The sequence below is a fragment of the Shewanella sp. SM95 genome, from assembly GCF_025653595.1.
Taxonomy (GTDB): Bacteria; Pseudomonadota; Gammaproteobacteria; order Enterobacterales; family Shewanellaceae; genus Shewanella; species Shewanella oncorhynchi.
In genome coordinates this window covers 1-763 of the sequence record NZ_JAKKSE010000066.1, presented here as the reverse complement: position 1 = coordinate 763, position 763 = coordinate 1, and the positions used below count along the sequence as shown (strand labels likewise).

At 45.6% G+C, this 763-nt stretch carries 2 rRNA genes; both read right to left on the bottom strand.

Features of this window, described 5'->3' with window-relative positions:
* A 23S ribosomal RNA gene (locus L5M29_RS23670) occupies positions 1-123 on the bottom strand; the annotation flags it as partial.
* Between the two features lie 411 nt (positions 124-534).
* Positions 535-763 (bottom strand): 16S ribosomal RNA (locus tag L5M29_RS23665); the annotation flags it as partial.

Sequence of the window (763 nt, the reverse complement as noted above, 5' to 3'; positions counted from 1 at the left end):
CCCATTCGGACATCGTTAGCTCAAATGCTTGTTACTAGCTCGCCAACGCTTTTCGCAAGTTACTACGTCCTTCATCGCCTCTGACTGCCAAGGCATCCACCGTATACGCTTAGTCGCTTAACCATACAACCCAAATGAGTTTCACTCATCTGCGCCGCATTGCGACCAGCTTGGTTTTACTTGTCTCACTTCTGACCAAAGAAGTGGACGCGCCTTAGACGTAAACTATTCAATAAAGAATAATTTACTTTTGAATATTCAAGACACTTAATAAAGTGTTTGAGAACTCATGTTCAATGCTTGCGCATTAAACGTTTTGTAATTAATCACATGACAGACTCATGTAATTAAATACTATCAGCTTTCCAAATTGTTAAAGAACAATGCGTACCGGCTAGCGGCGCATTTAGCTCTTACTTCTCCTAAGAGAAGCTAAACAAGCAATCTGTGTGAACACTCAAAAGGTACACGGATGTACCGAATGTCGAAAATGCAGGAGCATTTTTCGACCAAGCATTAAGTTAGTCGTATAGGTAAGGAGGTGATCCAGCCCCAGGTTCCCCTAGGGCTACCTTGTTACGACTTCACCCCAGTCATGAACCACAAAGTGGTGAGCGCCCCCCCGAAGGTTAAGCTACCCACTTCTTTTGCAGCCCACTCCCATGGTGTGACGGGCGGTGTGTACAAGGCCCGGGAACGTATTCACCGTGGCATTCTGATCCACGATTACTAGCGATTCCGACTTCATGGAGTCGAGTTGCAG